At 34.9% G+C, this 21747-nt stretch carries 18 protein-coding genes and 3 pseudogenes; 12 read left to right on the forward strand and 9 right to left on the reverse strand.

The features are described from left to right. The first annotated feature begins 84 nt into the window (after positions 1 to 84). From uvrB to EJB00_RS05695, 7 genes are all read left to right on the forward strand, one after another. The gene (gene uvrB / locus EJB00_RS05660; RefSeq protein WP_135352971.1) at positions 85 to 2019 is read left to right on the forward strand and encodes an excinuclease ABC subunit UvrB; all 1935 of its coding nucleotides are present in this window, start codon (positions 85 to 87) and stop codon (positions 2017 to 2019) included. A gap of 1110 nt (positions 2020 to 3129) precedes the next feature. After that, on the forward strand, positions 3130 to 4326 hold the full coding sequence (locus EJB00_RS05670) for an MFS transporter (protein ID WP_135352970.1): 1197 nt from the start codon (positions 3130 to 3132) through the stop codon (positions 4324 to 4326). A gap of 38 nt (positions 4327 to 4364) precedes the next feature. After that, positions 4365 to 4664, forward strand: coding sequence for an integration host factor subunit alpha (locus EJB00_RS05675; RefSeq protein WP_015587987.1), 300 nt, complete (start codon positions 4365 to 4367; stop codon positions 4662 to 4664). Further along, entirely contained in the window at positions 4661 to 4987 is a 327-nt protein-coding gene (locus tag EJB00_RS05680) for a MerR family transcriptional regulator (protein ID WP_135352969.1), read from the forward strand. Before EJB00_RS05675 ends, EJB00_RS05680 begins: the two co-directional genes overlap by 4 nt. 52 nt (positions 4988 to 5039) lie before the next feature. Next, entirely contained in the window at positions 5040 to 5630 is a 591-nt protein-coding gene (locus EJB00_RS05685; protein WP_015587989.1) for a murein hydrolase activator EnvC family protein, read from the forward strand. A gap of 4 nt (positions 5631 to 5634) precedes the next feature. After that, positions 5635 to 8094 carry a leucine--tRNA ligase gene (leuS, locus tag EJB00_RS05690; RefSeq protein ID WP_135352968.1) on the forward strand — a complete coding sequence of 820 codons (2460 nt, stop codon included), beginning with the start codon at positions 5635 to 5637 and terminating at the stop codon, positions 8092 to 8094. 120 nt (positions 8095 to 8214) lie between these two features. Next, a complete protein-coding gene (locus tag EJB00_RS05695; protein ID WP_135352967.1) occupies positions 8215 to 8760 on the forward strand; it encodes a hypothetical protein in 546 nt (181 codons plus the stop codon). Positions 8761 to 8859: 99 nt separating this feature from the next. On the opposite strand, the gene folD is transcribed toward EJB00_RS05695, so the two are convergent. The 6 genes from folD to ndk all read right to left on the reverse strand — a co-directional run bounded on the left by folD (position 8860) and on the right by ndk (position 13632). Further along, on the reverse strand, positions 8860 to 9747 hold the full coding sequence (gene folD, locus EJB00_RS05700) for a bifunctional methylenetetrahydrofolate dehydrogenase/methenyltetrahydrofolate cyclohydrolase FolD (protein WP_015587992.1): 888 nt from the start codon (positions 9745 to 9747) through the stop codon (positions 8860 to 8862). Further along, positions 9731 to 10306 carry a UbiX family flavin prenyltransferase gene (locus EJB00_RS05705; protein WP_010406412.1) on the reverse strand — a complete coding sequence of 192 codons (576 nt, stop codon included), beginning with the start codon at positions 10304 to 10306 and terminating at the stop codon, positions 9731 to 9733. Before EJB00_RS05705 ends, folD begins: the two co-directional genes overlap by 17 nt. After that, positions 10299 to 10556, reverse strand: coding sequence for a DUF2312 domain-containing protein (locus tag EJB00_RS05710; protein WP_006014634.1), 258 nt, complete (start codon positions 10554 to 10556; stop codon positions 10299 to 10301). The genes EJB00_RS05705 and EJB00_RS05710 overlap by 8 nt, the downstream gene beginning before the upstream one ends. Before the next feature lie 9 nt (positions 10557 to 10565). Beyond that, positions 10566 to 11843, reverse strand: coding sequence for an HlyC/CorC family transporter (locus tag EJB00_RS05715; protein WP_135352966.1), 1278 nt, complete (start codon positions 11841 to 11843; stop codon positions 10566 to 10568). A 68-nt stretch (positions 11844 to 11911) separates the two neighbouring features. Next, the gene (locus EJB00_RS05720) at positions 11912 to 13090 is read right to left on the reverse strand and encodes an aspartate aminotransferase family protein (protein ID WP_015587994.1); all 1179 of its coding nucleotides are present in this window, start codon (positions 13088 to 13090) and stop codon (positions 11912 to 11914) included. 122 nt (positions 13091 to 13212) lie between these two features. Further along, on the reverse strand, positions 13213 to 13632 hold the full coding sequence (gene ndk / locus EJB00_RS05725; protein WP_015587995.1) for a nucleoside-diphosphate kinase: 420 nt from the start codon (positions 13630 to 13632) through the stop codon (positions 13213 to 13215). A 378-nt stretch (positions 13633 to 14010) separates the two neighbouring features. Here ndk and EJB00_RS05730 point away from each other — a divergent pair, with 378 nt between their 5' ends. The 4 genes and pseudogenes from EJB00_RS05730 (at position 14011) to EJB00_RS05745 (ending at position 17921) form a co-directional block, all read left to right on the forward strand. Beyond that, on the forward strand, positions 14011 to 15030 hold the full coding sequence (locus tag EJB00_RS05730; RefSeq protein WP_135352712.1) for an IS110 family RNA-guided transposase: 1020 nt from the start codon (positions 14011 to 14013) through the stop codon (positions 15028 to 15030). A gap of 6 nt (positions 15031 to 15036) precedes the next feature. After that, positions 15037 to 15696 (forward strand): annotated as a pseudogene (gene wmk, locus EJB00_RS05735) (WO male-killing family protein Wmk); the annotation flags it as partial. Positions 15697 to 15721: 25 nt separating this feature from the next. Continuing rightward, positions 15722 to 16725 (forward strand): annotated as a pseudogene (gene wmk / locus EJB00_RS05740) (WO male-killing family protein Wmk). A 107-nt stretch (positions 16726 to 16832) separates the two neighbouring features. Beyond that, a pseudogene (locus tag EJB00_RS05745) lies at positions 16833 to 17921 on the forward strand (IS481 family transposase). Positions 17922 to 18009: 88 nt separating this feature from the next. Here the strand turns inward: EJB00_RS05745 and EJB00_RS05750 are convergent. From EJB00_RS05750 to ltrA, 3 genes are all read right to left on the reverse strand, one after another. Next, complete coding sequence (locus EJB00_RS05750; protein ID WP_019236471.1) at positions 18010 to 18264, reverse strand: phage tail assembly protein; 255 nt, start codon at positions 18262 to 18264, stop codon at positions 18010 to 18012. Positions 18265 to 18397: 133 nt separating this feature from the next. Beyond that, positions 18398 to 19138, reverse strand: coding sequence for an Rpn family recombination-promoting nuclease/putative transposase (locus EJB00_RS05755; protein ID WP_135352710.1), 741 nt, complete (start codon positions 19136 to 19138; stop codon positions 18398 to 18400). Further along, positions 19135 to 20682, reverse strand: coding sequence for a group II intron reverse transcriptase/maturase (gene ltrA, locus EJB00_RS05760; protein ID WP_135352711.1), 1548 nt, complete (start codon positions 20680 to 20682; stop codon positions 19135 to 19137). Before ltrA ends, EJB00_RS05755 begins: the two co-directional genes overlap by 4 nt. Before the next feature lie 697 nt (positions 20683 to 21379). Between ltrA and EJB00_RS06250 the strand changes: the two genes are divergently transcribed. Then, complete coding sequence (locus EJB00_RS06250) at positions 21380 to 21694, forward strand: TomO hydrophobic C-terminal domain-containing protein (protein ID WP_041581321.1); 315 nt, start codon at positions 21380 to 21382, stop codon at positions 21692 to 21694. The last annotated feature ends 53 nt before the right edge of the window (positions 21695 to 21747 follow it).

The following is a 21747-nucleotide window of genomic DNA, read 5'->3' on the forward strand; positions in this document are numbered from 1 at the left end:
CTTCATTTACGCTCGTTTTTATACCTTACTCATAATATCATGTGTATTATGTAATGATAAACATATTATGAAAGTATAGGGATTATGGCATTTCAAATAGTTACAAATTTCCAGCCAGCTGGAGATCAACCACAGGCAATAGATAGTTTAGTTGAAGGGCTAAATAACAACAAAAGAGATCAGGTTTTGCTTGGAGTTACTGGCTCTGGAAAAACTTTTACTATGGCAAATGTTATTGTAAGAACAAACAGGCCTGCGTTAATTATGGCACATAATAAAACTTTAGCGGCGCAGCTTTACGAGGAAATGAGAGGATTTTTCCCCCACAATGCTGTTGGATATTTCATTTCTTATTATGATTATTATCAGCCTGAGGCTTATTCGCCACAAACAGACACTTATATTGAAAAAGACTCTTTAATAAATGAAAGAATTGATATGCTACGCTATTCTGCTATATGCTCTCTTTTGGAGCGTAGGGACACGATTGTAGTTGCGAGTGTTTCTTGTATATATGGTCTTGGTTCGCCTGAGAGCTATCTCAGCATGACCTTGACTTTAAGTGCTGGAGATAAGATTCATGTTAATGACTTTCTGAATAATTTAGTTAATCTCCAATATAAACGTTCTGATGTCAGATTTGAGCGAGGATATTTCAGAGTGCGCGGCGACATTATTGATATATTTCCTGCCTATTATGAAAATAAAGCTTGGCGTTTATCATTGTTTGGTGATGAAATAGAGGAAATTTCTGAGATTGATGCCATGAACGGCAATATTATCAGACGTATAGATAAAGTCACCATTTTTCCAAACAGCTATTACACTACATCACGTGAGACTCTTTTGCAAGCAGTTCAGTTGATTAAAAAAGAACTACATGAACGCTTGGATTATTACTATTCACAGAACAAAATTGTTGAAGCAAAACGCCTTGAGCAGCGTACTAATTTTGATATTGAAATGATGATGGCAACGGGAGTGTGTAAAGGTATTGAAAATTATTCGCGTTATCTTTACGGAATGAAAGCCGGAGATCCATCGCCTACATTGTTTGAGTATTTACCTAAAGATGTAATTTTATTTGTTGATGAAAGCCATGTAACCGTTCCCCAGATAGGTGCAATGTATAGCGGTAATGAAGCACGTAAAAAGAAATTGATAGATTATGGTTTTAGGCTACCTTCTGCTTTTGATAACCGTCCATTAAAATCGGAAGAGTGGGAGGCAATACGGCCACAGACTATTTACGTTTCGGCTACTCCAGGAAAATATGAATTAGAAAAGACAAATCACGCATTTATAGAGCAAGTTATCCGCCCAACAGGACTGACAGATCCCATCTGCACCATAAAACCAACAGAGAGTCAGGTTGATGATGTGATTCATGAGGCACAAGTGACGATAAAAAAAGGGTTTTGTATTCTAATTACCACATTGACAAAAAAAATGGCTGAAAAGCTAGCTGAGCATATGAGTGAGCTCAGTATGAAAGTAACTTACCTACATTCAGATATTGGTGCACTGGAAAGAATTGAAATTATATGCAAATTAAGATCTAAAGAAATAGATATTCTTGTTGGCGTTAACTTGTTGCGGGAAGGTCTTGATATTCCCGAGTGTGGGTTGGTTGCAATTTTGGATGCTGACAAAGAAGGTTTTTTACGATCAGAGACTTCGCTCATTCAAACGATAGGTCGTGCTGCACGCAACGTTGAAGGCAGAGTAATTTTATATGCAGACAAAATTACTAATTCTATGGATCGTGCACTGAAAGAAACTGAAAGGAGAAGAAAGAAACAGACAGAGCATAATACACTGCATAATATTGTACCAAAAACTATAATAAAGCCTATATCAAATACTTTACAGGAAAAAGTGGTAATTGAGAATTTTAGTCAGGATGATCTAAATAGTTTGAAAAAGCAAATGTTGAAGCATGCTGAAAATTTAGAGTTTGAAGAGGCGGCAAAAATAAAAGGTATTATTGAAAGATTTAATAATAGGCCCGTTGCATAACTAGAAAAAAGATAAATAATTAATAGTTAAGCTGACTTTGATTTACCAAAGATTTGAAAAACTATTATCTAAGAACATATCTTGAAAGGACTTAAGTGGTTAAATATTAAAGAGTTCTTGAAGTAAGGAGAGCACACTCATACGTCAAGCAAACAACGTTTACCTAAAATTCTTTGACATTAGCAGCTTTCTTGGCCCGTTTTCAGTAAACAGTGATTTTGTAATTCTTCTATATATTAGAAAAATTTTTATTTTAATTAGCGTTAAACCATAGGCGCCTATTGTTTTTTAGCTAAAGTAAAGGTCAAGTATCTGGAATTCTGGACATAAAATCCCCCTGTGTAAAAAAGATTAGAAAAAAGTGCAGCGCACATACGACAGAGATTAAACATGCACTAAAGAAGATACGCTACGCCTTTTGATTAAAAATTTGACTGAACAGTCTGCAGACAAAGATAGATTTTGAGCTCTTAAAATATCTCTAACTGTGATTATAATTAGATTTAAAATATATGGAAGCAATTTTTTACGTTAATATTTTAAATTAGGCCTCTTGCATAACTATATTAAAGGTTAGCACCAGCAACTACTCCTCATTATATATTTTATCGCATTAATAATTGTTATGTTTTTGCTCTCCCTATTGCTCCTTGTGCAACATTTGGCCTTGTCACTTATATCACTTGTTACCCTCCTATTTCTTGCTTTATTCTTTTTTTTTCCTTTCAAGACACGTTCTGAGTGGCAAAACATAGGTCCACTTTAATGTGTATTAAACAAGATTTTATAACTCTAATTGTCTTTGCTTGTGCTGTTCAACTGTGACATCAACCATTACATTCAATGGAAGATGATCTGAAGGGTATCTCTCTTGTTGGAATTATATCATCTTTACCCAGGCCTTTCACCGTACGCTGTATACTCCTTTATAACAGGGGATAAAAAGCAAAAATCTATTCTTTTTTTGAGATCATATACAGATTCTAACAATTAAAATCTCACAACAAATTTGTTGTTTCATAGCTTTTATATAATCTATAATTGCAACTGTTTTAACATTAATCAGAGCCTAAAAGAGGCTTGTTATTAATGGATTACTTATAAAATCTTATGGAAAGTAGAGCTTGGTTCATTTGGCTGATCAGCAACTTAATTGTTATATTCAGCAATATGCAGATAATCTACACTTTTATAAGTGTGAATCTTGAAAAAGAACTTGGGCTCACGATTGCGCAAGTTGCACTAGCTAATTCAGCATATACTTGGACTTTTGCTATCTCACAATTTTTTAGTGGGGCAATGTTTAATGTTTTTTCCAGCAAAAAAATTTATTTTTTCTCGTTGTCGATTATGATCTTTGGATTTTTTATCCTTATTAGTAGTGACAGTTTTGTCCATCTAATTTTATCTCAATTCTTGATTGCAATTGGAGCATCGTTTGGTTTTATTGGCGCCGCTCATATAAGTAGCACATACTTTCCCCTCACCCAATTTGGACTGATGTTCTCATTAGTGCAGACAATTTCAAGTCTTTCCGCTTTGATGATTCAAATGTTGTTCTCTAGCTTTCTTTCTGAAGGTGCAGATTGGAAGAATCTGATTGTATGCGTAATATTATTTGGCGTGTCAATATTTGTGCTTATGTTTTTTTATCCGAAAGGATTTTCAAAAAAAAGTTTGGGGGGATACACAATAAAAAGCTCTCTAAAAACAGTAGTATGCTCTGTACTAACGGTGCTAAAATTAAGAGATATCTGGATAACCTCAATAGTGGGTGCTATTACTTTTGGAACATTTTTAGCGCTTAATATGTTGTGGGCACCAAGGTTACTAATCAACTTAGAGCTCAATACAACGGAGTCAGGTGTGGCAACTGCGATATTATGGCTTGGTCTTGCAGTTGGTGCTCCAATTGCAGATCTAATCTCAAATCTATTTAAAAATAGAAGGCACATAATCTCTGCTTTTGCTCTATTGCAAGGTATTTCAGTTATTATTTTACTATACGGCCATTTAACAGTTCATATCGTATACTTTTGTATGTTAATGTTTGGTTTTTTTGCAGGAGGACACATGCTTAATTTTACTGTTGGCAGTGAGATTGTGGAGCAGAAGTATATTAGCACATCATCATCCGTTATCAATGGGTTTATGTTTGTTATGAGTGGAATTTTAGTGTCAATTTTAGCGCTTTTTTCAGATCATCAAATGGTGCTTTTCACAATATTTGCAATGTTAACATTTGCTAGTATTTTTAATTATGCTACAAAAGAAACATACTATAAAAATAAAGTAGCTGAATCTTGAGTCGATTGTTATATTATATTAACATACTGTAATAAATTATGACAACAAAAGACACAACAGTAACTAAGGCAACAATAGCTGAATGTATAAACCAGGAAATTGGATTATCGAAAGAAGACTCTATTGCAATAATAGATGATATATTGGATGAGATAAAAACGAGCTTAGCAAAGGATGGAATAGTAAAAATATCTTCATTTGGAACATTTTTGGTTAAAAACAAGAAAGAAAGACCAGGAAATATACCAAAGACATCGGAAAGGGTAGTAATTCAAGCAAGAAAATCCATTTCTTTTAGACCTTCAAAAATGACAAAGAGATTAATAAATAATCGATGAATAAGGAAAAATTATTTTACACAATTGGAGAAGTAGCTGAAGAACTACATTTGGAGCAGCATGTTTTAAGATTCTGGGAAAGTCAATTCCATCAAATTAAACCCATAAAACGGAAGGGAAGAAGACTATATGATCATAAGTGTATAGAGGCAATAAAGAAAATAAAATATATGCTATATGACAAAGGATATACAATAAAAGGAGTACAAAAGGAATTTGGTAACGGTGTAAGAATTGATCATTATTCAAGAAATTTGTTGCAAGAACTTACCGATTTAAGAGACTATTTGACTGATAAAATAAATGAAGAAAGTAATAAATAGACGAAAAACACTATAAAGTTTTGTGAAAGTTGATATATCTAGAGATAAGTGTATGTGTCGTATAGCCTTGTTCTTTATATTATCAGCAATACTGATAAGCTGTGGCCTGCAAAAACCTGCACCTGTACTACTTAAAGGCGAAGAATTTTATGGAAAAAGAGACCTGGAGTACACAAGGGAGTATCATTTGATTAAAGAAAATGTTGATTCTTCGCTGCAAAAAGAAAGTAGAAAAGCCTTCGTAGATAAGGTATATAACAATAATGCACAAAGCATGTGTAAATTTGTAATACCGGTTAAAGGTGTAGTTACTTCTTCTGATAAGATATGTCAAGATGGCATAAAAATTACTGCTCAAAGTGGAACAAAGGTTATTGCTTCTGCGCCTGGCAAAGTGATATACGTAGGCAAAGGCCTGAGGTGGTACGGAAATTTAATTATAGTGGAACATAAAGATAATTACATGACTATGTACTCCTATTTAAAAAACATACAAGTTGAAATTGGTGATAAAGTGAAACAAGGCCAGGTTATTGGATCTGCAGGTAAATCAAGCACGCAAGATAAAGATCCGCAGATGTGTTTCACAATACGGCATAATGGTCAAGCGGTCGATCCTTTAGTACATATAAACTGTGATTGAATTTATGAAATATGATTTTAAAAACGTTGAAACATTCTACCAAAATAAGTGGAATTTTTCTGTAAGCAAAGATAGTAAACAGAAGAAATGTTACGTGTTGGAGATGTTTCCATATCCATCTGGTAAGATTCACATGGGGCATCTGCGCAATTATGCAATAGGGGATGTAATAGCACGTTACAAGAGAGCTCGTGGATTTGAGGTTTTGCACCCAATTGGCTGGGATGCGTTTGGACTACCAGCTGAAAATGCAGCAAGAGACAACAAGATTAACCCTGCGGCGTGGACAAAAGAGAATATAGACAATATGCGTGCACAGCTAAAATCTATAGGTCTTTCCTACAATTGGAATTGCGAGCTTTCCACATGTGAGCCTGATTATTACAAACACGAACAGAAATTTTTTCTGGATTTTTTAAAGCATGAGCTTGCTTATCGAAAAGAGTCGTGGGTTAATTGGGATCCAGTAGATCAAACAGTGCTTGCAAATGAGCAAGTGATTGATGGAAAAGGATGGCGATCAGGTGCAGTTGTTGAAAAACGTAAGTTATCTCAGTGGTTTTTAAAGATTACTGATTTTGCTGAAGATTTGCTTCATTGTCTGCAAAGTTTAAAAAATTGGCCAGAAAAAGTGAAAACAATGCAAGAGCGTTGGATAGGAAAATCTGAAGGGGCAACTATAGATTTTGAAATAGTTGGCTTGAATAAGAAATTAAAGGTTTTTACAGTTTGTCCTCATGCTTTATTTGGAGCTTCTTTTCTTGCAATAGCAGCAGAGCATCCTATTGTGCGAGATCTTAAGGACGAAGATATACAAGGCTTTATCGACAGTGTGAAGGCAAAGGGAGAGAATGATGAAAAAATCGGGATTTACACAAGATTAAATGTCAAACATCCATTTCTTGATAAAGAGTTGCCACTGTACGTAGCGAATTTTGTGTTGATGGAGTATGGAGAAGGTGCGATTTTTGGTTGCCCTGAACATGATCAGCGTGATTTTGAATTTGCACAGAAGTATGGTTTACCGATTATTCCTGTAGTTTGTGAAGAGAGCACAGAGATCTTAAAAGAACCGTACTTCGGTGATGGAGTGATGTTCAATTCTGAATTCTTAAACGGACTAATGATTAATGAGGCAAAGGAAGTAATCATTAAAAAGCTTGAAGAAAAAGGAATAGGTAAGAAAACAATAAACTATCGTCTACACGATTGGGGAATTTCAAGGCAACGTTATTGGGGATGTCCTATACCTATTATACATTGTAAAGATTGTGGAATTGTTCCAGTTCCAGAAAAAGACCTCCCTGTTGTTCTACCAACGGATGTAGAATTTACAAGTGGTGGTAATCCCCTGGATAAGCACCCAACCTGGAAATTTGTTGATTGTCCAAAGTGCGGAAAGCAAGCAGAACGTGAAACTGATACATTTGACACTTTTTTTGAATCTTCTTGGTATTTTGCTGCATTTTGCAGTGAAAATAAATCGATTAATAAAGATGCTTGTAATCGTTTTATGCCTGTTGATTATTATATAGGTGGAATAGAACATGCAATTCTACATTTGCTTTACTCAAGATTTTTCTGCCGTGCTTTAACTAAATGTGGCTATTTTTACGTTAAAGAGCCTTTCTCTACTTTAATCACTCAAGGAATGGTCTGTCATGTAACTTATAAAGATGAGAATGGCAAATGGCTCTTTCCCGAAGAAGCAAAAGAGTTGGTTGCGAAGGGTGCTAAGATCCAAGTTGGAAAAGTCGAAAAGATGAGTAAGTCAAAGAAGAATACAGTTGACCCAAACTTTATCATAGAGAAGTACGGTGCTGATACTGCTCGCTTGTTTGTATTGTCTGACACTCCTCCAGAAAAAGATATGGAATGGTCAGATGATGGCGTAGAAGGCTGTTCTCGCTATATAAATAAATTGTGGCGTATGGTAATTCAGCTAAGGCCCGTAAACATACACTATGATAATGAAGGAGTTACAGGCAAACTTCTAGAATATAGAAAAAAAATCCATAAACTCTTACACGGACTTACAGATGACTTGGAAAACTGCAGATTAAACTGTGTGGTAGCGAAATTCCGTGAAATGACAAATTTAATAGCTGAAATAGACGTAAAAACTGGAAAATCTCTTATTGATGAAGGTATATGCATACTAATCAGAGTAATTGAGCCATTCATGCCACACCTGGCTGAAAATTTATGGCAAAAAATAGGAGGCGAAGGCATGCTATATATGCAACCTTGGCCAAAAGCTGATGAATCACTACTAATTGATAATATGGTGACTGTAGCAGTGCAGATCAATGGAAAGTTACGTGCGACCATTGAAGTGGCAACTGATTTACCTCAAGAAAAATTGAAGAAAATAGCAACAGATTCTGTATCTGATAGAATCGATCAAAGCAAAATTCGCACTATATATGCTGTACCAAATAAGGTAGTAAACATAGTTATATAAAAATTTTGAGTAGCATGTCTCTAATTTTAGGGCTATACTTTTTTTGATATGTAGTTATATCTTTTTTAATATAAAGGATATATACTTACGCATTATATATTTTTTTGTATGGGTAGTTATATGAAAATAAAAGGATTGTGTGTTTTAGCTGTGTTGCTCACTTCATCTCTAGCAGGTGCAGCTAGTAATAGTGCAAAAGAGCAGTATTACGCAGGTTTAAATTTTGGTGGTGGATGGGGTACTAGCTTAAAAATAAAGCCTGGCTTAGTTTTTGGTTATAATTATGATAAAAGCTCTAAGTTTGAACTTGAGATTCTCACCGACGTAAGTGATATGTTTGTTAAGGAAAACAAGAAAATGGGAGCTAGTTTATTAGCAAATTACCGTTATTATCCTGACGTTGACATTGATCCTGTGAAACTATATGTCAGTGGAGGTTTAGGAGGACATCTACAAGTAATGCCTTTTTCTCTTGGCGAAGGTGAAACACTAGATAAAATACTGGGTGCTATTTCCTACAAACTGAAGGTTGGTGTTGATTATGAAGTTGCTCCACAGATAGTTGGTACAGCTGCTATTGCTGCAAGTGGTCAATTAAGTGGCTTTAAACCACCGATGAAAAAACCAGATGCAATCATAGAAGTAGGTATACGTTATAATTTTTAAGCTATGAACACTTTGAATCCTTATACACAGTTGTATGCTCGGTGCTATATATGTGCTATTTGCAAAGGTATTCTGTTTATGCTAACATTAAGCTAAACCTTAAGCAATCAAATCAGAAGGATTAACTTCCCGCTGTAAGCAAGCAGCAACTACAGTGTTCATCATTAGAAATGCAATTGTCATTGGGCCAACTCCACCAGGCACTGGAGTAATAGCTTTGGCTTTCCCTTTTATTCCCTCAAAGTCAACATCGCCTACAAGCTTTGTTTGCTCTCCTACATTCACACTATTTATGCCAACATCAATCACTATTGCACCTTTTTTTATCCAATCTGGTTGAACAAAATTTGGCTTTCCAACTGCTGCAACTACTATATCCGCCTTAGAGCAATAATCAGCTAAATCCCTACTTTGTGAATGCAAGATGGTAACAGTGCAATTTTCTTGCAACAATAGGTGAAACATTGGCTTACCCACAATATTTGATCTGCCAATGATTACCGCATTTTTACCGGACAGATTATTTTCAACTGACTTAATTAAATGCAAAGAACCTTTGGGAGTACAAGGTATCAGACAATTTTTTTCACCTTTAACTAACCTGCCAACATTCTCATCATGAAAGCCATCTACATCTTTTTCAACACTTACTGTATTAATTATTCTGCTTGCACTGATGTGCTTTGGTAAAGGTAACTGAACTAAAATTCCATGCACAGATGGATCTTCATTTAATGTATTAACTTTTTCAATCAATTCATCTTCTGAGATACTATCAGGCAAAACAATAGTTTCAGAACTTATACCTATTGATTCTGCTTTTCTTTGTTTATTACGAACGTAGACCTGACTTGCTGGATTGCTACCCACAAGAATTACTTTAAGACAAGGAAAAACATTATACTCTTTCTTTAAAATATAAATTTTTTTTGATAGCTCCTCACAGAGATCATTTGCTATTTTTTTACCGTTAATAATAATTGACATTTCCTTGCCACTCCTTGAAGTCAGGTAATGCGATATCAAATAAATTCAATACTTTACCAACAGCATGATTTACAATATCATCCAAAGATTTTGGTTTAATATAAAAAGCAGGCATCGGCGGAGCAATAATTGCTCCCATCTCCGTTAGTTTTAACATATTTCGGAGATGTCCAAGATGTAGTGGAGATTCTCGCACCATAAGAACTAATTTTCTTCTTTCTTTTAGAGTTACATCTGCAGCCCTTGTTAATAGATTGGAAGTCACCCCCGATGCTATTTCAGACATTGTTTTCATAGAACATGGAGCAATAACCATACCTGAGGTTTTAAATGAGCCGCTTGCTATTTTTTCTCCTATTTTTTCTTCAGAATAGTAAAAATCTGCAAGCGATATAATATCTTCAAGTTTTTCTTTAATCTCATGAGCTATAGTTATTTTTCCAGCACTGCTGATCACTAAATGAGTTTCATGATTGGTATTTTTTAGTGCCTCTAGAATCCGTACACCGTAAATAGAACCAGATGCTCCACTTATTCCAATTACAATCCTACTATTCACCTTCGTAATTCATTCCCAATGCACGTTTGTAGGTATCAAGTAATATTTCCTGTTCCTCCCTGTCATCATCATCCATCTTTCTTAGCCTAATAATCTGTTTCATCACTTTTATATCCCAACCTTCATCTGCAGCTTTTGCATATACATCACGAATGTGATCTTGCACATCCCTCTTTTCTTGTTCAAGTTTTTCGATTCTCTCTATATAGCTCTTCAAATCTTCAGCCGTTATTTTTACTGTATCTTCCATAGAACCCAACTAATCAATTGCTACTACAGTATTATCAGTTTTTACTTGTACTTCAATCATAGTAATAATATTTTTATCTTTTTTTAAAATCTTAAAGTAAAAACCGTACATGGAAAACTCTTCATTTTCTTCAGGAATGCGCTCTATCTCGTTTACAATCATACCTGCTAGAGTTGTAGCTTCTTCATCAGGAAGATCCCAATGTAACTGTCTATTAATATCCCTAATAGTAGATTTTCCTTCTATGTGATACATATTATCGGATATCTTTTTTATAAAATTCTCTGTGATCAAATCATGTTCATCTGAAATTTCTCCAACTATTTCTTCCAGTATATCCTCAAGAGTTACGATTCCCTGTAGTGCTCCATACTCATCAATAACAAATGCAAGGTGTTTTCTGTTTTTACGGAAGTTGTGAAGTTGTACACTGAGTGGCGTACTTTCTGGTATAAACCAAGGCTTTGACATAACTTTGGCAATCTCTATTTTATTATCCTTTTCACGCAAGGCATTTATTAGATTTTTCACGTGAACCACTCCAACAATATTATCTGGTTCTTTTTGCCATAAAGGTACTCTGCTATGGCTACTGGTTAAAATCTCTCTTATTAACTCTTCTTTGTTTCGATCTATATCAAGAGAAAATAAGTTTCTCCTGTGGGTCATAATTTGTGATATTTCTGTCTCAGCCAAATCAAGTATACTATTTAGCATATCTAAATCCTGTTGTAACATAGTGCCCTCACTGCGGTGAAGAGTAATCATATTACGCATTGCATCTGCTGCAGATATTACCTCCCTATTCTTATGAAGCCCACATAACTTCAGAATGATATTGACAATAAACTGAATGCCTAATGTCAATGGAGAAAGAACCTTGACAAAAAACAGCATAAAATAAGCAGAAAGTAATGTAAATTTTTCAGGATTTTGCATGGCGTAAGTTTTTGGTAAAACTTCACAAAATAGCAAAATACAAAACGTCATCATAAATGTTGCAAGAAGTATGCCCTCGCTCCCAAAAGAATTTATAAATATTGCTGTAAATAAAGCAGAGCAAGTAATGTTAATAATTGTGTTGCATACTAATATTGTTCCTATTGTTAATTCTTTTTTACCTAACAAAAGCTCTATTATCTTGGCTCTTTTGTTACCTTCTAGCTTTAGTTTATTCACTCGGGATCGGCTAATTGAGGTTAACCCTATTTCTGCTCCTGAGAACAAAAACGATAAAATCAATAAGAAAAAAATTGCTGACAATACTGAAATCAATAACCAATTCATTAAAGTATGATGTTATTGCGATATAGAAACAAAGTTGATTTTATATGTTGTAAGAAGCATTTGCAAGTCTATATATCTTTAATATAAAAAAATAAATCATGAAATATATCACACACTGCATTCACATGCATATTCTCAACAACAAGTGGAGGAGTTATTCTTATTACCCTATTATTTAAAATTTTAGTCATTATTAAGCCTTTGTCAAGAGATTGTTTAACAATTTTATCAGCCAAAGGTACTCTAAGCTCTATCCCTATCAATAAACCCTCCCCACGAACTTCTGAAACGATCTTCGGAAATTCTTCAGTCAAAGGCAACAACTTTTCTTTTAGATATTTACTGACCTTCTTAACATGGTCAAAAAAGCCTTCCTTTAGCATTACATCGAGTACTGCATTACCAACAGTCATAGCAAGTGGATTACCTCCATAAGTTGACCCATGAGTTCCTGGAGTGATTGCTTCTGCTATATAATCTTTTACTAAACATGCAGCCAGAGGAAATCCATTACCCATAGCCTTCGCACAAGTGAGCATATCAGGTTCAACTCCTATATTTTGATAGTAAAATAGAGAGCCAATCCGTCCATATCCGCATTGCACTTCATCAAAGCATAAAATTATTCCTTGAGCTTTTGTTATCTCTCTTACTTTTTTAAGATACTCTACATCCAATGGATGTACTCCGCCTTCACTTTGTATGGGCTCTAAAAATATGGCAGCTGTTTCGCTATTGATTTTCTTTTCTAATGCTTCAATGTTATTTCTTGGAACTTTATCAAAACCAGAAAGGAGTGGAGCAAAACCTTCGCGTGATTTTTCATTTCCCCCAGCTGAAATTGCAGCAATACTGCGGCCATGAAAACCTCCTTCAATTGTAATGATGTGACTGCGCTTTTCTTGTCCATTTAAGTAGAAATAGCGGCGAATAAATTTAATTGCAGCTTCTGTTGCTTCAAGTCCACTTGAGCAGAAAAAAACTTTATCGGCAAAGGTAAGTTCTGTTAACCGCTGAGCAAGCCTTTCCTGCTGGGGAATAGTAAAAATATTAGAGCAGTGCCATAATGAATCCAGTTGCTCCTTCAGTTTATCTGTAATGTATGGATGACAATGCCCTAGAGAGGTTGTAGAAATTCCTGCAGCAAAGTCTAAATATTTTTTACCATCCTTGTCGAAGAGATATACTCCTTCTCCTCTAACTATAGAAGCTTCAGATCTATTATAAGCATTAACAACATGATCCATTTTAAATATTATCTATACTGTGCATGAAAAAGCTTTCCCTTAATATTGCTTCAACTAAAAATTGGGCTAATATTATACAGTTCAACATAAAATTCAGAAATTTAATATGTAAAAAAGTAAAACTACACCAATTCACATTCAGCAAAAAAGAAAGCTATTTCTCTATGAGCATTCTCTAGACTATCAGAACCATGCACTCTATTTTCACTAATATCATTAGCAAAATCACCCCTAATTGTACCTTTATCTGCCTGTTTTGGATCTGTAGCACCCATGATTTGTCTGTATTTACTGACTGCATTTTCACCAATTAAAACTTGAACTATCACAGACCCAGAAGTCATAAATTCCACCAACTCTTCAAAAAAAGGCCTATCCTTATGAATTTCATAAAACAGCTCTGCTTGTTTTTTTGTCAGCAGCATCTTTCTCTGTGCTATAATTTTTAGTCCAGATTTTTCAATGTAAGAATTTATACTGCCTGTAATATTATTTTTTACTGCATCAGGTTTTAATATCGAAAGTGTTCTCTCAATTGCCATATTATTTCCTTATATTAAGATCGTATATTTATAGGTTTATTTTATTATAAACTTTGATTTGATAAAAGCAATTTTTCACTTATAGTTAAGAATAAACCATCAAGAGAGATGGTATGAATAAGTATTGCTTGGTTGTAAGCAAGAGAAGATAATAACTTCTCAGAGTGGACTAGGTGGCAGGTTGGATATTTTTCTGAAGCACTTTCTGCTCTTATATGAAGAATAGAAAGAAGACTTCGTAGGAGAGATTAACTGCCCCTGCCACCGAAAATCATCGTGAGGCTCACAAAATGTGATGTGATGACCTCGTATAGGAGTTTGGAACAACTGGCAATATTCTACTCTGATATATTGAAATATGCAATTGGAGGAAAAAATATGCGTCACATTGGAGTTGATTTACATACCAATAGTTTTACTGCTTGTTACTTACAGGAAGGGAAACCTGAGCATATTCAAACGTTTCGCTTAAAAGACTTGGATAATTTCACCAAAGATCTTCAAGAAACAGATGAAGTAGCCATAGAAGCAACAGGTAATAGCTGTTTCTTTTATGATGCAGTTTCACCTTACGTTAAATGCATAGTAATAATTGCTCCTGGGCAGTTTGAAGTTGTTCGTCGCTCTGTGAACAAAACAGATAAGCATGATGCACGAGCTATTGCTTTCTTTCTCAGCAAAGATATGTTGCCTGAGGCAAGGTGCAAAAACAAACAATGCCAGCAGTTAGCTTCTCTTCTTCAAACGAGAGATCAGTTAGTAAAGTCACGGGTATCTTTAATCAATAAAGTTCATGGTCTTTTTAATTACCATGGAATAAAAATTAAAAAAGAAGTACTTACAACTAAAGTAGGATTTGAACGTGCTACTCAAAAGCATAATTGGGATCCTTTAGAAAAAGTTGAAATTGAAGTGATTAGCTATCATTTAGAAGCTATCCGAGAAAGCCTTAAAAAGCTTGAAAAGGAAATTATAGCTTTCGCTAAACAACTTCCTGGGTTCAGCAATCTTATCAGCATAAAGGGAATAGGTCCAATTTCTGCAGCTGTTTTTATTGTAACAATTGGAGACATTAATGATTTCCGTAGACCTGAGAAACTTACTGCATATTTTGGAGTTGTACCAAGAGTTTCTCAATCTAATCAGCAATGTACAATTGGAAGAATTACCAAACGAGGGTCAAAAATAGCGCGTACTTCTTTAGTTCAATGTACTTGGATTGCTGTACGTTACAGTCCTTACTTGAAAAGCTTTTATGAACATATAAAAAAGAAGCGTGGTTCTGCTAAGGCTATAACTGCTACTGCTAGAAAATTTCTTATAACTATTTTCTACACTCTTAAAAATAACTGGGTTTTTAAAGATTTTACAAAATTTGAAATTTCTATTGGACAATAATCATAGGAGGAAATATTAAATCTAGCAAGAGAATATAAAAAGATTAATGATCAGGAGTTACGTAGAATGTTTTGTTTATTAACCCAATTTGTCCAAGTTAGTGAAAAAAGTAGTAGGAAAGCAGAGAAAGTAAAAATTGCAAAGGGTTTGGTTGAAGCAGGAGTTTCTGTTGATATTGTTGCAAAAACAATTGGTCTGTCTGCTGATGAATGTGTTGAAGAAAAAACAGGTTCTATATACTGCCAAATAGGAAAAAAGATAAAAGAATGGAGGCTAGTGAGGGAATATACTCAAAAAGATTTAGCAGAGAAAATGAATACAACACGTCACGAAATAAGCAACTATGAACAAGGAAGGACTGCTGTTCCACTTGATAAATTATATGAAATGGCAGAAGCATTATCGATTAATATTACGGATCTACTAATAGAGGAAGGGAGTAAAGTGAAAAATGAGCTACCTGATTTGATTAAAGAATACAAAGAAATTGAGAGCCAAGAACTACGTAATGCATTAATAAAATTTCTGTTTGAAGGAATACGGCTTTGTGAGGAGAAAGTGAGAGAGGTAGAAAGGATTAAAGTTGGAAGGGATTTAGTAAAAGGGGGAATTCCTCTTGATATTATTTTGCAAGTGGTTGATTTATCTGCTGATCAAATTGGATGAAAATTTATTTCTAAATAAGGTATATATGTTTGTTTCTGTAAGAGATGTTAGTCCTATAAGTTACAAAATAGGGCAAAAATGGAAAATAGCAGGTTAATGCGAGGGCATACTCAAATAGAATTAGCAAGTAAAATAGGTTTAACATACCAAGAGGTAAACAGCTATGAAAATGGGTATAGTTCTATTCCAATTGAAGTACTATATGTAATAGCAAGAGTATTATCAGTTGATGTTGTAGATTTATTACCTGAACCAGTAATAGTAAGGGAAGACAGCTATGAAGACGAGGAAATACCCTATCTAACAAAAATATACGAGAATCAAAAGTTAGGCAAAATAGTACCTTCATTAGTCAGGTTTGTTCATATTAGCGAGAAAATCAATCAAGAGGAGGCAAGATTAGAGGTAGCAAAAAATCTAGTTAAAGAAGGAGTGTCAGTTGACATAATTTCCCAAGCAACCGGCTTATCTATTTACGAGTATAATGATACAAGAAAAGAAGTCTGCACTGATTCTATATATTACAGAGTAGGGCAAAGAATAAGAGAATGGAGATTGATAAGGAGATATACTCAAAAAGATTTGGCGGATAAAGTTGATTTAACGCTCAAGGAAATACACGAATATGAAAAAGGATATACTGCCATATCATTTGATAAATTATATGAAATAGCAAGAGAATTATCAGTGAATATTAAAGTTTTGCTATCTGAAACGAGAGAAAGTAAAGAAGAGAATAAACTATTGAGTTTAATAAAAGCTCTGTTGCCTAAAATAACAGAATGTGAAGATGAGAATAGCAAAAAGCTATTGAGTTTAATGGATGAGTACAGAGAAGATGAGAATCAAGAATCGTTAGATGCATTAGTCAAATCTCTATCTGAAGATATGAAAAGTGGCAAGGAAAAAGTTAAAAAAGCAGAAAAAATCAGGGTTGCAAAGAATCTATCAAAGGCAGATGTTTCTATTGATATTATTTTGCGAGCAAGTGGCCTAACTGTTGGTGAGTTGGGTGAGTGTGAAAATTGAATTGTGTTTAAGATATAAGTAAAAGTAGTTAATTTGTATTAAACAAGACTTGATCTGACACTTTAAAAAAGTAAGTTATAAAATAATAAAAGAAAGGAGTGTTAGATATGAGTACGATACAAACAAAAATACTAAAACCAAAGTTAGGGTTATTAGAACTAGCAAAGCAATTAGGTAACGTATCACAAGCGTGTAAGGTGATGGGTTATTCGCGTGATACATTTTATCGATTTAAGGAGTTATATGAAAGTGGGGGAGAAGGAGCATTACATGAAATAAGTAAGAAAAAACCCCTATTAGCAAACAGAGTTTCCGAAGATATAGAAAGGGCAATAATTGGCATAGCTACAGAATTTCCAGCATATGGACAACAAAGAGCTGCAAATGAGCTGAGAAAAAGGGGTGTAATAATTTCCGAAGGTGGCGTAAGATCTGTATGGCTAAGAAATGACATTGAAACGTTCAAAAAAAGACTTAAAGCCCTTGAAGCAAAGGTTGCACAAGACGGCATAATTTTAACTGAAGAGCAACTTGCAGCATTGGAAAAAGTTAAAGAGCAAAGAGAAGCTCACGGTGAAATTGAAACAGAACACTCAGGTTATTTAGGGTCTCAAGATACTTATTACGTAGGCAATATCAAGGGCGTTGGGCGCATTTACCAGCAGACTTTTATTGATACATATTCGAGAGTGGCTTTTGCTAAGCTTTATACAGATAAAACTGCTATTACCGCTGCCGACTTGCTGAATGATAGAGTAATACCATTTTTCGATGTACAAAACGTGCCATTATTGCGCATTTTGACTGATAGAGGTACAGAATATTGTGGTAAACCAGAAAATCACGCTTATCAGCTTTATTTGGGAATTGAAAATATTGATCATTCAAGAACTAAAGCCAATTCACCACAAACTAATGGCATATGCGAAAGGTTTCATAAAACTATGCAAGATGAGTGTTACAATATTATCTTTAGAAAGAAAATCTACAGTTCTTTAGAAGATTTGCAGATAGATGTTGATCATTGGTTACGCTCTTACAATGAGACCAGGCCTCACTCAGGTAAATATTGCTATGGTAAAACGCCTATGCAGACTTTTCTTGATAGCAAACACATTGCTTTTTAGAAAAATATTAGTAACGTTAAACAAGAGACTGATATTAGTTTTAACTACCTCAATTCTTCTGTCAGTTAATTCGTTGCTGTCAGATTAAGTTGTGTCTAGTACATAATTTGCTCAATTCCACTTCCTGTTGTTGAGCTAAGTTTTAAAATATTGAATCTTAACTCCTCTGTTCCAGCGGCGACAAAAAACCTTTTAGCACCTTCTGTATTTCTACATAATCTTTAATACATAAATCTTCAACTACTTCTTTTGGTACGGATGCTAGATTAGCAATTAAAGCTACTTCTTTTAAAGCTTCGCCTTCTATGCGTTCTATAGCAAGTAAATCTCTTACTTTAGGTTCACGTATCGATAATTCTGAGACAGAAATTCCATCAACTGTTATTGGGTTATTAAGTGTTATAGCTTGCATACTTCTCCTGAAAAAGTTAATTAAATAAAAGTCTATATCGGCTTTTACATAACTAATTTTTGTTACTATAGTTTTTGTGTTTGATTAACGATTCTTCATACTAAATTTCTCAATATAAAGATGATAATAGGGGTTATTTCCCTTCAACTTGAATTAATTCTTGAACCTCATCGACAGAAAGACCTGTACACTTGACAATAGTGTTAATATCAACATCATTAGTCAACATCGCTTTTGCAACTTCAATCTTTCCTTCTTTTTTGGCATCATCAAGTTTTTGAGCAAGGACAGCCTGTTCATCACGAATACGCTTAGTCTCCTGTTCATAGGCTATAAACTCTTTTTCTGACCAGTTAAACCTGTTTAGCTCTTCATACGCTTTTTTGATTATTACGTCACTTCCTGTTATCCTTTCCAATTCTTCTTCACTTGTTTCATCAGCGTACTTAAAAAAATACACCCACTTCTCAACTATATTTGAAAGCTGATCTTCTTTAGTTTTGGAAAATTTAGGCAGTTCAATAAATACAAAGTAAAAATCTTTTAGATCATGTTCATTAGTATCTTCATCTCGAATGGTGTGTTTTGATTTATACTCAGACTTATCCGGAAATAGTATACAATCTGCTATAGCAATAAAGATAATTTCCTTAAGGTCATGGTATTGATCGCCCTTGTCAGCTTGTCTTGAGTAAGCTTTAGCTGCGTAGTATTGGGCACGTTTTTCAAAGCCTTTGGTTTTAGCGACCTGGTCAGGTAAGGAAGCAGTATTACTACTACCCCCTCCCTTAGAAACGCAGCATGCAGGTTTCCCCACACTACGCTTGAGCCCCTTATCTAAGTTCTTCTTTTCTAGAACCGGCTTGTCCTTCATGATTCCTCAGGAAACATCATTCTTAATGGTGACACCAACAGTAGAGAACCTTCTCTTGAGAAAGAGCTTGCTAACATTCTTGTTCGTTTCACTCTCTCATCAAAATACTTTTTCCATTTTAAGTCAAGGGGATTTGCATCCGCTCTGATTTTAACATGTCGTCTGATAGGTATATCAATCAGCTTAAGCAGTCTTAAATACCGTATCTCTTTTGGTTTGTTCTTGCATATGGGTGCAGCAAAGACCCATTGGCGTTGACCCATTACTTTGAAGTAACGATTCTTTATCCAACGTAATCCTTTACGAGGATGTCTTTTTTTTGCCCATTTCCATAAACTATGCCAAATTTCATTGTCGATCTTTCTAAACGCTTTTTTAGCACACACATGGTGATAGTAATTTCCCCATCCTCTCAGTAGAGAGTTGAGTGACTTAATTACTATAGCCTGAGTGTTCGCTATATTTGCTTTTATCAATGTACGTGCTTTATTAAGAAGTCTTTTAATACTTTCTTTCGAAGGTTTAATAATTAACTTCTTATTATATCTACGTACATTACAACCAAGAAAGTCAAACCCTGTTGTGATAGATGTAATCTTTGTCTTCTCTTCTGAAAGAATTAAACCTTGCTCATGAAGAAAAGATGATACTAAAGGCTTAACTTCATTTTCCAGTACTTCATGTGTGAAACCTGAAATAATAAAGTCGTCTGCGTATCTGATTACGTTCACTCCACTTCTGATTTTGTTTCTTCTTCTACTGCCGAGTTTACCAAATCGACTTTCCAATAACTTTTCAAGTCCGTTTAAGGCTAAATTGGCTAGTATTGGAGAAATTATACCACCTTGCGGGGTACCTGCAGTTGTGGGATACAGAGTTTTCGATTCTAGGAAGCCAGCTTTTAACCAACTATGCAGAATTTTCTTCTCCATAGGAATATGCTTCATAAGCCATTCATGATTAATGTTGTCAAAGCATCCTTTGATATCACCTTCAAGTATCCATTGTAGTTGATTACGACTTGCCAGTAACAAATGACAAGCTACTGTAGCATCTGCACAGGATCTTTTAGGCCTAAAGCCATAGGAGTGACGATCACTGATTGTTTCAGCTATCGGTTCCAGAGCAAACAGATATAATGCTTGCATGGCTCTATCTTTTATCGATGGTATTCCAAGAGGTCTTCTTTTGCCATTAGATTTACTGATATAAATCCGTTTTAGCGGAGAAGGTTTATATCCTCTTTGCTTTAACTGCTTTATTCCTTGAAATTTAGCATTGCAAGTTGACCATAATTGACGATCTACACCCGCTGTGTTTTTTCCTTGGTTTTCAGTTACTCTCTTAACAGCCAAAGCTTTTCCGCTAAAAGAGCGTGTGAGAAGATGTTGTAAAGCTTTTACCTTACCCCATCTTCCTTTTTGGACAGCCTTAACAATACGTCTTTGTAGCCTCACAATAACTTTCTGGCATTTCTTCCATGGCAACTGCTTCCATGCTTCAAAGCTTTCGGTAGATGCACTTACAGGTTTACTTGTAATCATCTGCTTTCCTACCTTAAGTGGTTAACAAAGTTTCTTGTCACGAGGGAACAAACGGAAGTCTGCTCGTTCACGCGAATTAATGTTACAAATTCTATCCATTTCGTTACAAAATGGCATTCGCTTTCTCCATTCTCCTTTACCTGCACTTCCATCAGCATTCCTTGCGGTTTGCTTGCCATGTAGGCGAAAATACAGGCTTACCCTGTTCCTTCTGTCATACAACAGTGGGTTAGGTGACTTCTCTATACCGGTGGAGTTATTATTTGCGTACATCTAGAAATGAGAAATGTAACTTATCCACATTACCTTTTTGGTTAGAGCTTATCAGCATCTTTAGCTCCTTCATAATTACGATACTTTGAAGTTTCACTTACGTTCACCATACCACTAGCCTAGCTCTCCAACCACATGATGCTTGTAGTTTATGCTCCTCTCACGATTGAGCATCTTCTTTTTCAAGAGGAGGTTCATTGTCCGCATCGCTTGGCACCAACCGGTTGCCCGATTCGCACTGATGCGTAGACTCAGATGGCAAAACATCTGGTTTAATAAGTTTTAGAATCCTTTCAGTTTCTTTCTGGAGGAATTCCTCTCCTTTTAAACAATATGACCGAAGACTTTCAGGTCGCACCATTTAGAAAATGATCCAGTTATTAATACACCACAAGATACTTTTTGGAAAGTAAGTTCTTTAGATATGGCAAAAAAACTAGGAAATAAGGGATTTTTGGAATTTATGTCATCTTTAGGCTATTCAGCAACCGTACCAAGCAATTCAAAGAATGATCCACAAAGTACAAGAAAGTATGTTGTAGCTGCTTCTGCGCTTGCAATAACTGGTATTGCCTTAGGAGCAGCTGTTGCAGTTTACTTGGAAATGTTAGCAATAGGAATAGCAGTTGCAGTTTGTTGTCTTATTGCAGCTACAATTACGTACTGCTATAGGCCTAAAAGCTCAGTTGAGGATAATGAGGTTGAAAAGGTTGATGATACAAAAAAAGTTACACCTTAGTTGTGGCTGATAATGAATAAATATAGTAGTCTATCATTTAATAATTTATTATA

The sequence above is a fragment of the Wolbachia endosymbiont of Drosophila mauritiana genome (genome assembly GCF_004795975.1).
Classification (GTDB): domain Bacteria; phylum Pseudomonadota; class Alphaproteobacteria; order Rickettsiales; family Anaplasmataceae; genus Wolbachia.

Coding starts and splice junctions, on each gene's coding strand:
- leuS (WP_135352968.1), top strand. CDS start 5,635: ATGAAATATGATTTTAAAAACGTTGAAACATTCTACCAAAATAAGTGG.
- EJB00_RS05670 (WP_135352970.1), top strand. CDS start 3,130: ATGGAAAGTAGAGCTTGGTTCATTTGGCTGATCAGCAACTTAATTGTT.
- EJB00_RS05715 (WP_135352966.1), bottom strand. CDS start 11,843: ATGAATTGGTTATTGATTTCAGTATTGTCAGCAATTTTTTTCTTATTG.
- ltrA (WP_135352711.1), bottom strand. CDS start 20,682: ATGATTACAAGTAAACCTGTAAGTGCATCTACCGAAAGCTTTGAAGCA.
- EJB00_RS05720 (WP_015587994.1), bottom strand. CDS start 13,090: ATGGATCATGTTGTTAATGCTTATAATAGATCTGAAGCTTCTATAGTT.
- EJB00_RS05675 (WP_015587987.1), top strand. CDS start 4,365: ATGACAACAAAAGACACAACAGTAACTAAGGCAACAATAGCTGAATGT.
- EJB00_RS06250 (WP_041581321.1), top strand. CDS start 21,380: ATGGCAAAAAAACTAGGAAATAAGGGATTTTTGGAATTTATGTCATCT.
- uvrB (WP_135352971.1), top strand. CDS start 85: ATGGCATTTCAAATAGTTACAAATTTCCAGCCAGCTGGAGATCAACCA.
- EJB00_RS05680 (WP_135352969.1), top strand. CDS start 4,661: ATGAATAAGGAAAAATTATTTTACACAATTGGAGAAGTAGCTGAAGAA.
- EJB00_RS05685 (WP_015587989.1), top strand. CDS start 5,040: ATGTGTCGTATAGCCTTGTTCTTTATATTATCAGCAATACTGATAAGC.
- EJB00_RS05695 (WP_135352967.1), top strand. CDS start 8,215: ATGAAAATAAAAGGATTGTGTGTTTTAGCTGTGTTGCTCACTTCATCT.
- ndk (WP_015587995.1), bottom strand. CDS start 13,632: ATGGCAATTGAGAGAACACTTTCGATATTAAAACCTGATGCAGTAAAA.
- EJB00_RS05755 (WP_135352710.1), bottom strand. CDS start 19,138: ATGAAGGACAAGCCGGTTCTAGAAAAGAAGAACTTAGATAAGGGGCTC.
- EJB00_RS05730 (WP_135352712.1), top strand. CDS start 14,011: ATGCGTCACATTGGAGTTGATTTACATACCAATAGTTTTACTGCTTGT.
- EJB00_RS05750 (WP_019236471.1), bottom strand. CDS start 18,264: ATGCAAGCTATAACACTTAATAACCCAATAACAGTTGATGGAATTTCT.
- folD (WP_015587992.1), bottom strand. CDS start 9,747: ATGTCAATTATTATTAACGGTAAAAAAATAGCAAATGATCTCTGTGAG.
- EJB00_RS05710 (WP_006014634.1), bottom strand. CDS start 10,556: ATGGAAGATACAGTAAAAATAACGGCTGAAGATTTGAAGAGCTATATA.